Annotated in this window: 9 protein-coding genes (1 of these 9 only partly in view); 3 read left to right on the top strand and 6 right to left on the bottom strand. The window is 56.3% G+C overall.

Going from position 1 to position 8,622, the window contains the following annotated elements; genetic code table 11:
• From OHL22_RS23635 to OHL22_RS23615, 5 genes are all read right to left on the bottom strand, one after another.
• On the bottom strand, positions 1-619 hold the 5' portion of the coding sequence (locus tag OHL22_RS23635; RefSeq protein ID WP_263342281.1) for a MarC family protein. 92 nt of this gene lie to the left of the window's left edge; 619 of the gene's 711 nt are visible here — the first part of the coding sequence; its start codon is at positions 617-619; its stop codon lies off the left edge, out of view.
• Positions 620-785: 166 nt separating this feature from the next.
• Positions 786-1,508, bottom strand: a complete 723-nt coding sequence (gene mtnC / locus OHL22_RS23630) for an acireductone synthase (protein WP_263342279.1) — start codon at positions 1,506-1,508, stop codon at positions 786-788.
• Positions 1,509-1,515: 7 nt separating this feature from the next.
• Entirely contained in the window at positions 1,516-2,085 is a 570-nt protein-coding gene (locus tag OHL22_RS23625) for a 1,2-dihydroxy-3-keto-5-methylthiopentene dioxygenase (RefSeq protein WP_263342278.1), read from the bottom strand.
• A 47-nt stretch (positions 2,086-2,132) separates the two neighbouring features.
• Positions 2,133-2,840, bottom strand: coding sequence for a methylthioribulose 1-phosphate dehydratase (mtnB, locus tag OHL22_RS23620; RefSeq protein ID WP_263342277.1), 708 nt, complete (start codon positions 2,838-2,840; stop codon positions 2,133-2,135).
• 63 nt (positions 2,841-2,903) lie between these two features.
• On the bottom strand, positions 2,904-3,758 hold the full coding sequence (locus OHL22_RS23615) for an ATP-binding protein (RefSeq protein WP_263342276.1): 855 nt from the start codon (positions 3,756-3,758) through the stop codon (positions 2,904-2,906).
• Between OHL22_RS23615 and OHL22_RS23610 the strand changes: the two genes are divergently transcribed.
• From OHL22_RS23610 to OHL22_RS23600, 3 genes are all read left to right on the top strand, one after another.
• Entirely contained in the window at positions 3,757-4,638 is an 882-nt protein-coding gene (locus OHL22_RS23610) for an RNA methyltransferase (protein WP_263342275.1), read from the top strand. The two genes, OHL22_RS23615 and OHL22_RS23610, sit on opposite strands and share 2 nt — an antisense overlap.
• 94 nt (positions 4,639-4,732) lie before the next feature.
• Positions 4,733-6,019, top strand: coding sequence for an energy transducer TonB (locus OHL22_RS23605; protein ID WP_263342274.1), 1,287 nt, complete (start codon positions 4,733-4,735; stop codon positions 6,017-6,019).
• On the top strand, positions 6,016-6,690 hold the full coding sequence (locus OHL22_RS23600; protein WP_263342273.1) for an ankyrin repeat domain-containing protein: 675 nt from the start codon (positions 6,016-6,018) through the stop codon (positions 6,688-6,690). Before OHL22_RS23605 ends, OHL22_RS23600 begins: the two co-directional genes overlap by 4 nt.
• 11 nt (positions 6,691-6,701) lie before the next feature.
• Here the strand turns inward: OHL22_RS23600 and OHL22_RS23595 are convergent, their stop codons facing one another.
• Complete coding sequence (locus OHL22_RS23595) at positions 6,702-8,570, bottom strand: sensor histidine kinase (RefSeq protein ID WP_263342272.1); 1,869 nt, start codon at positions 8,568-8,570, stop codon at positions 6,702-6,704.
• Positions 8,571-8,622: the final 52 nt, after the last annotated feature.

Below are 8,622 nucleotides of genomic sequence, written 5' to 3'. Positions count from 1 at the left end.
TGCGAACGAGAATGCGTATTCCTGTTTCGCCCAGAACCTTGCGCACACTGCTTGCCCCGGCCAGCACCCAGTAGCTCACCAGTGCCGTGAACGCGATACAGCCAATGATCGCCGCCATCTGCCAGGTCGTTGTCACTTGCCCCACCAACACCATTACGGATGAGATCGCTCCGGGGCCTGCCAGCATTGGAATTCCCAGCGGCACGATGCCCGCTTCTTCTCCTGCGCACTCCTTAGCGGCAGCTTCCTCTGCTTCTCCCGTAGTCTCCTGTGTGGCTGAGCGACGGGCTTCCAGCATGTCCAAACCAATTAGCAACAGGATAAGACCGCCGGCGATCTCAAAAGCAGGCAGCGTAATTCCGAACATGCGAAAGATGAACCGCCCCGCAAACGCGAAGGAGGTCAGCACGATGAAGCAAGTGAGTGCTCCTTTGCGCGCAGTTCCCTGTCGCCGCTTGGCATCACAGGTTCGCGTGATTGCCAGGAATGTTGGAATGGCTGCAAAGGGATCGACCAGAAAAAAGATAGAACTCACAGCCAGCAGCGAGAAGCGCACGAAGGGCGTGGACTGCAGCTGATGCAGAACTCCCGCTGCCGGATTGTCAAATACGAGGATCACTTCGCACACCTGTCCGCGCTCGCCACAAGCTTACAGCTCAGATGTCTCTGAGGCACATAGAGATTCTTATGAATCCATCCGATCAGAGGTTCAGGAAGGCCAACCAGCGCTCGTGTTCAAAGCACTCATAAAACATGGCCCGCTCAGTCGACAGACAATGCGCAGATTAGCTGAGTTCGGCAAATGAGCGAACTGAGGTGTGTCCATTTGCATCGGCTACCCAGGCGTTTCCTTCGCGAATTACGAGCCTCGTGGCGCATCCGGCTTCACGCGCTGCATCCAGCTCTCGTACCACATCGGAGAAAAACAATATCCCGGAAAGCTCTATGCCCATTGCGGAGGCGATGGTTTTGTAGCTAGCCGCGGCAATCTTCGGACCGATCCGAGTGTCGAAGTTGGCTGAAATAAGTGGAGTCAGATCGCCAACACTTGAATAACGAAACAGCAGCTTCTGCGCTTCCACACTGCCAGACGAATAGATCGACACTTTGCCATGACTGCTCCAGCGCATCATCGCTTCGGGCACATCGGGAAACACAGTGCCCACGAGTTCGCCTGCTTCGAAGCCAGCCTTCCATATCTTCCCTTGCAGGCTCTTCAGCGCAGTTGATTTGCGGTCACGATCCATCAGCCAGAGCAAATAGGCAATGGCATCCTCAAGGCTGCCTCCGGTTATCGCTGGACGCGAATCATCTGTTTCGGAACTATTCTCCTGCCCTAGCAATTCCAGATCGGCTGCCACTGCAGCATCGTTGTCATGCGCTCGCAGATACGCCGCGAGATGCTTGCGCGCATAGGGAAATAATTGCTCCGAAACGAGTGAGATCGGCGAGGTTGTTCCCTCTACATCGAGCAGATATAGCTTGGGCTGCGCTCCTGTCTGGCTCATCGTGGGCTCAAATTCCGATGGAACTTTCTACACGCTCACCAAGGTAGGCGGGCCCAAAGCACAACGGTTGGTACTCCGCGTCAACGCCGGAATTCGTATAGTGCGGCGTCCATCCCGTCGTGTCCTGAAACCATCGGATTGCGCGGATTCGCCGGTCTTCGCACAATGTAAACCAGTGCGTCGTTCCCCGAGGCACACGCAGCATATCGCCCGGACCGACCTCGACGGAGATTACCTTCTCAGCATCACGCAGGAAGAAAATCCCACGCCCGGCAAGGATGAATCGCACTTCATCCTCCGAGTGCGTATGCTCTTTGTCAAACCTAGCCAGCATGGTTTCGAGATTCGGCGTTGCGGGGTTCACATCGATCACATCCGCTGTCGTGTATCCGCCAATGCGCTTCATCTCGTCAATCTCCGCGGCGTAGGCGGCAAGCACTTCGTCTGCAGATGCATCCTGGGAGACGCGCGAAAGATCCCATCGCTCATATTCGACATGCAAAGGCGCCAGCTCGGCACGAATTGAGAGCTCGTCGTGCAGTGTCTTTTCTTCTTTCGAAATCCGAACCACAGCCATCGCGAACCTCCTGCGAGTCGCGCCTGTTCAACGCGAACCATCACCGATCAGGATGCAGAACCAAGCCTGCGCCACTCCACTTCGAACAAAAATTCCAGCGCTTCCAGATGCCGCCGCGCACCAGCAATCGATTCCCCCCAAGTATAGAGCCCATGCCTGCGCAGCAACACCCCATGCGCTCCAGGATAGTTGGCAAGCGCTGCAGCCAGCTCTTTCGATAGGCCGTTGTATTCCTGCGAATTTTCGAGGATTGGCACCTGCTCGCGATGCTCATGCGTGGTCACGCCCGATAGCGCTTTTAGCAGTTCATAGTTTTCCAGCGGAACCGCGCCCTGCGCGGCATAGCGATCCGACAGCAGCGTATTCCAGATAGTGTGAACGTGAAAGATCGCGCCCGTCTGCGGCCGATCGCGATAGATGACACCATGCAGCTTCGTCTCAGCTGAGGGCTTGCCTTTGCCTGGATCAGCAGGCGCCGCTAGTACACGGCAAGCAACGTCGATCTCGAGCAAATCATTCGGCGTTATTAAGCCTTTGTCGAATCCACTTGCACTGATAAAAATGCGACCAGTCTCGGCATCGCGAAAACTGAAGTTGCCCGAAGTCGCCGGCACCCAGCCCCTGCGCGAACATTCACGCGCCGCAGCGCACAGCAAATCAGCCTGCGCAAGCAATTCCTCAGTCCATACGACCGAACGCGTCGTCTGTATAGCCTGTGGTACGGTCTGCGCCGGTTCTGTAATCTCTTCCCACATACCTAACTCTCAGGATTCATTGTCGCAGACGGTGCAAGGGCAAGCCTGCATGTGCAGAAAGAGTTAGCTCCCTGACTTGAGCGCTTCTGCCGCTTCGAGCCAGTCATGCACCACCGTCAAACCCGCCAATGCAAAGGGCGAAGCGGTAATAGCCGCTCCAGAATTCAGCAGCAGAACAAACCTGTGTCCGTGGCTCCTGGCGAGCTCATCAAGCTGCAGTGTCATTGTGTATGCCACGGACGGACTGGATGGAAATATGCTCAGATCGAGAATCACATCGGACTTTGCAAGCGCTGGCTCAAGCAGCGCCACGATACGCCGGCTCAACGACGGGTTGTACATGCCATCGAGCAGCTTGAAGATTGCCGGGTTCTGAGCATTGAGCCGCTCGAACTGAACACGCTCGCGATAGATCACTGCCTTTACCCCGCGATCGCCTGCCTGTTCCAGCGTATCGGCGGCTTCGGCAACAGTCATCAGCCCTCGTCCTCGCGTACTCCTGGGATTCTGCATTAGGCTCACGCGGCTTTGTTCCAGTTGACGCGTCAGATCGAAGTCATACCCCCGCGCATTCTCTACGCGCACAGCCACAAAGCCCGGCGACGTGGAAAGAGCAATCGAAATCGCCTGCTCGTTTTCACAACCATTCTCAAAAGCATTGGTTGTCAACTCATGAGCCGTAAGCCGAAACGCAGCAACCGCATCGGGAGGGAAGTTCAGGTTCTGCAGCTTGGCCTCTGCCAGGCTCTGTAACAGCACCGCAACCTCGCGATGAGCCAGATCAACCTTAGCCTCAAGCTCGCAGATATCACTCTGCCACTGAGGAGTGTGACGAATGAAATCTACCAGCGCGGAAACGCTCTTTCGTGCGTCTTCCGAAAACGCGAGCTTCGCTGCATTCAGCAATATCTCTACCATGTCACCCCTTTCCGTGCAGGCATGCGCCTCAAAGCATAGCAGCAGTTTTCAGCGTTTCGCTTGTAAGGCAAACTACAATAAGAAATTGCTCACACCGGAACAACGCGCCCATCTCGACGTGGTCCTCGTTTCCCCACGCAATCCGCTTAACATCGGCGCGGCTGCGCGGGCCATGGCGAACTTCGGCTTCTCGCGCCTGAGCATCGTTGCTCCCTATGCCGAGAACTGGATGGAGGCAAAGTCCGCAGTCGGCGCGCCTGAACTGCTGCGTCACGCCAAAGTCTATGCAACTCTTGCCGAAGCGGTCGCACATTGCACGCTGGTCCTCGGCACAGGCTCGCTCGACAAGCGCAAGCCGGTGCAACGCATCGAGACGCTTCCCGTCGCCGCGACATGGATTCGCCAGACACTGGAGATGGCTACCGCAACAGACGCTCTCACACGCTCATCCAAGCCGCATGTCGCGTTGATTTTTGGCTCAGAAAAACATGGTCTTACTTCAGATGACCTTACTTGGTGCCATGCGCTCACCGTTATCGAAACACACGACGAGCAGCCATCCATGAATCTTGGCCAGGCGGTCGCCGTCTGCCTTTACGAAATTTCCCGCATACCTCACACAAACGAAGCAGTTCCCGCTTTCAGCTCCGGCACTGCCACACCACAGCCCGATACAGAGCAGCTCGACCGCCTTGCCGGGTTGATTGAAGAAACGATGGAAGCGGTGAATTATTCGACCCGCGGCCTTCGCTCTGCCAATGGATCGGCACTGCGCATATTGCTGCGCCGCATGATGCCAGGCGATGCGGATGTGCGCCGCATGATGGGTTTCTTTCGCCGTATTCTCTGGCAGTTACGGCGTAATCGCAGCAATGTTTAAGAAAGATTCTCTGGATTTCCGGCGAATCCTGCTAGAGTTTTGAGGCATGGCCGTGAACGATTTTTCCTCTGTCCTGTTTCGAACAAAAGCTACTATGAAACCCGCATCACGCCATCATTCGCGGCGTCTTCGCCTGCCCCTTGCGCTCGCGGCATTCTCCATCATCGCGGCGAACGCCTTGTACTCCACTGCCACTCCAGAACCACCGTCCGGCGCGGTACTCACTTCCGCGACTGCTTCGGTTGCGGCAGACGAAAATGGCAAAGACCAGAAAAGCGGTGAAACTACCGAGGACCAGCTGAAGCAGATGCTCGTCGGCAAGCAGCTATTCCTGCGCGGCGCTTATCTCGGCGATTCGTTGAGCTTTAATGAGCACGGCGTCGCCCTCGGACATCCCGCAGTCGGCTCGTTCACGCTAAGCGCCATTGAGATCGACAAAGTCCGTCTTACCAAGCATAAAGTCGAGCTCACTGGCGCCCGCTACGGCCTGCACTTCCTCGGTGCGCTCCCCAACGAAGATCCGTCGAGTGCGGTCGATCGCGTAAAGATTACTCCTAAAAAGAAAGTGCTCAAGATCACGATCGATCGGGAGCTGGTAGTGAAAGCAAAGAAGGAGAAAGTAGCCAAGGGTGGCAAGAACAGGCAAGAAGCAGCCCAACAACCCAATGCGCTTCCTGTCGCTTCGTCCGAAACCGACGTTGTTACCGCTGCACAGCCATCCTCTGCAAACACTTCTCCGGCTACGTCCGAGGCAAATGCAGCTCAGGCCAAGCCTGACGCGGATACAGAAGCAGGAAAGGACGAGCAGGCAGCCGATCCTAACTCACAAACCAGAACGACTTCGCCGGCGCACGCAGCGCAGGTTCTGCGGGATGCTCTCAGCCATGTCTTGGCCTCAAACCTCGACGATGATGTGAAGGGGCACATGCCGGACTTCTGGCAACTCTACTTCAAAGCGCAGGCTGCGCGTGTCGACTACCGTCCGAGCGATCCAAATGTGCTGCGCTCAAACGCGGTTGACCAGCAAGCTAAACTGACAACCGTCGTCGCGCCCGATTCAAATGAATTTGCGCAGGCAAATGGCATTGCAGGCCAGGCTTTGTATCGTGTGGTTGTCGGCGCTGACGGACAGCCGGGAGAGATTGCCGTCGAGCGCCCCATCGGTTTCGGCCTCGATGAAAATGCTGTCGCGGCCATACGAAAAGCTGCCTTCACGCCGGCCCAAAAAAGCGGCAAATCTGTCCCGGAAGCTCTCGATCTGGCCGTTGTCTTCCGCATCTATTCCAAGCGCACCTCGGGCACATCTGGCGATTCCGCCGGGGAGGCGAAGCCTGCTGAGCCCATAAAGCCAGGGCCTTATACCGCACAGGAGCCACATTGAGCCAACATTTTCTGAAGTTGATCCAGGGCGGCCAGACTGCTGAGGTCGCCGACTCTGTGAACGCTGACCCTGCGCTGCTTCTCTGGCGTGACCCTCAGGGTGTGTCTGCACTGATGTGGGCTGTATATAGCGGCCAACCCCTGATTGTTGACTTCTTCAAAGCGGAACGGGCTCGCGTGGGCGAACCTCTGGATCTTTTTGAAGCCGCTGCTCTCGGCGATCTGCCCGCGCTTAAACAATCGTCTGAGGCGACGCCTGAGCTTGTCGCTGCCCACACTGGCGACGGCTGGACCGCCCTGCATCTCGCCGCAGCCTTTGCTACTCCTGAAGCTGTCCAGTTTCTGATCGAACATGCTGCGCCCGTGAGCGCTGTCGCACGCAATCCACAGGCAAACCAACCGTTGCACGCAGCGCTTGCATTGAGCCGCAACGCGCAGATCGTCCTGCATCTGCTCGATGCGGGGGCCGACCCAAACGCCCGTCAAGCGGGTGGATTCACCGCATTGTTCTCAGCAGCCGCGGCAAACAGGCGCGATCTGGCTCAAATTTTGATCGAGCGGGGAGCCGATCCATCGTTGCACAATGATTTCGGCCAGACAGCAGCTTCCTACGCGCAGCAACGAGGCCATGAAGAGATGGCGTCTTGGCTGGATTCGCTCAGCCGACCTTGAATTCTTTCAGATCAATCATGAACGGACACGCCTTCCGAAGCAACGACATGCCGCGGTTCCGCTTCTGGACTGGTCGGCAGTTCTGTCTCATGCGGAAAGAAGAGCTCAAAGATCGTCCCATGTCCCCCGCCAAGTCTCGCCGCACGGCTTCGCACTCGAATAGTCCCCTTGTGCTTCGCAACTATCTCTGAACTTACCCAAAGCCCCAGCCCAGTACCGATCGCTTCCTTCGTAGTGAAAAATGGCTCGAAGATGTGCAGTTGCACCTCGGGCATCATGCCCTCACCTGTGTCCGCAACCTGGATGCGTATTCCGCTTCTCCCAGCGCCTTTCCATTCGCGCGAACGCCTCGCTCTCAGAGCGAGTCTTCCGCCCTCCTGCATCGCATCGATCGCGTTTCCGATCAGGTTGGCAAACACCTGCCTCAGTTCGCCGGCAAAGCAGTATAGTTCTGTATCGGGGTCGTATTTTTTCTCCACCTGGATCCCGCGATTGCGCAATCTTACCTGATGCAGGCTCAGCACCGAATCGAGCAGTTCCGCGCAGCTCGCGTTCGCAGGCAATGTGGATTGCCTGTAAAAACGCAGTGTCTGCTGCGTAATCTCCGAGATGCGTCTAAGTTCATGAACTGCCATATCGACATAAGAGCGCGCAGTATCATCCAGTTCCGGGTGCGTGCTTAACAGATAAAGCAGATTGGTAATCGCCTCCAATGGATTGTTGATTTCATGGGCAATCGAAGCCGCGAGCCTGCCGGTCGCCGCCAGCTTCTCCGTCTTTCGCAACGCCTCTTCACTGCGCTTACGGTCGCTCGCGTCAAGAACAATCAGTCCTACCCATCGCACTGATTCAGGAGTCGTGTGGATTGGGTAGGCGCTTGCAATCCATGTCCACGCGCGTCCTCCCGGCTCCATCTGTCCCGTAACTTCCAGATCGCGAACCGGCGTATCGGATTCGAAGACCTCCTCGATCGTCTGCTCCAGAAACTGCGCAACCTGCGCTGGAATAACCTCGGTCAAAGTCCGGCCCAGATGCCGGCTCAGCGGAATCCCGGTCGCGTCCGCAAAGATGCGGTTTACGCGCACAAATCGGCAGCGGCGATCAAAAAATGCAAGGCCAATCGGAGCATACGCCAGCATCGAGTCCAGCAGAGAAAGCGTGTCGCTCAAGCCGGAACGCTGTTCCTCAATCGACGCCACCATGCGGTTGAACGCCTCGATCAGATCGCCAAATTCGTTCTTTACTGTGATCGGCAGAGGAAACTGCGCTTCTCCCTCGATCGAGTGCATCAGAGCTTTTGTTCCTCGATGCAATAACGCCAGTGGCCGAGTGATCGAGCGAGCTAAAAGACCTGCAAGAAGCAGCGAAGCAAGAATCCAGATAATACCGAAAATAATGGTCGATTTGAGGATCGAGTAGAGCTGCTGGTTATCCCAGCCTTTGTCCGATGTAATCCAGGCATACCCGTAGATCTTGCCCTGCGTAGTGATCGGCGCTACACCCTCCCACAGCCCGTGCTCAGCCGCAAAGAAAATAGCATCGCCGCCTTTGATCTTGGATATTTGCTGGTGCTCGACAAGAGTAAGTTTGGCGTCAGCCGGATCTCCTTCGTTGACAAAAAGAAGCTGTCCCTTTTGATCGGTTACCCGCACCTTATTGACACTCGGGCCAAGTCCCATCATGCGAACCGAGAGGCTTATTTCATCGGGTCGATTTCGCTGTAATGCTTCCTTAGCCTGCACTGCCATCGACGCAGCCTGGTGCTCAAGTCGCACGACAGCGCGCAGGTGAATCTCACCGCGCTGCTGCTGCACCAGAATTCCTGCAAAAAGCAGTAGTGACAGAACTTCCAGAAGCGCAAGTCCGCAGAGCATCTGCATTCGGATTGATCGAGGCCATGCCCGAACTATCATCGTTGCAATTACTCCGTGG

This window comes from Acidicapsa dinghuensis (assembly GCF_025685685.1).
GTDB classification, from domain to species: domain Bacteria; phylum Acidobacteriota; class Terriglobia; order Terriglobales; family Acidobacteriaceae; genus Acidicapsa; species Acidicapsa dinghuensis.
The sequence above is the reverse complement of the archived record's forward strand: the minus strand, read 5'-3'. Positions and strand labels throughout refer to the sequence as shown.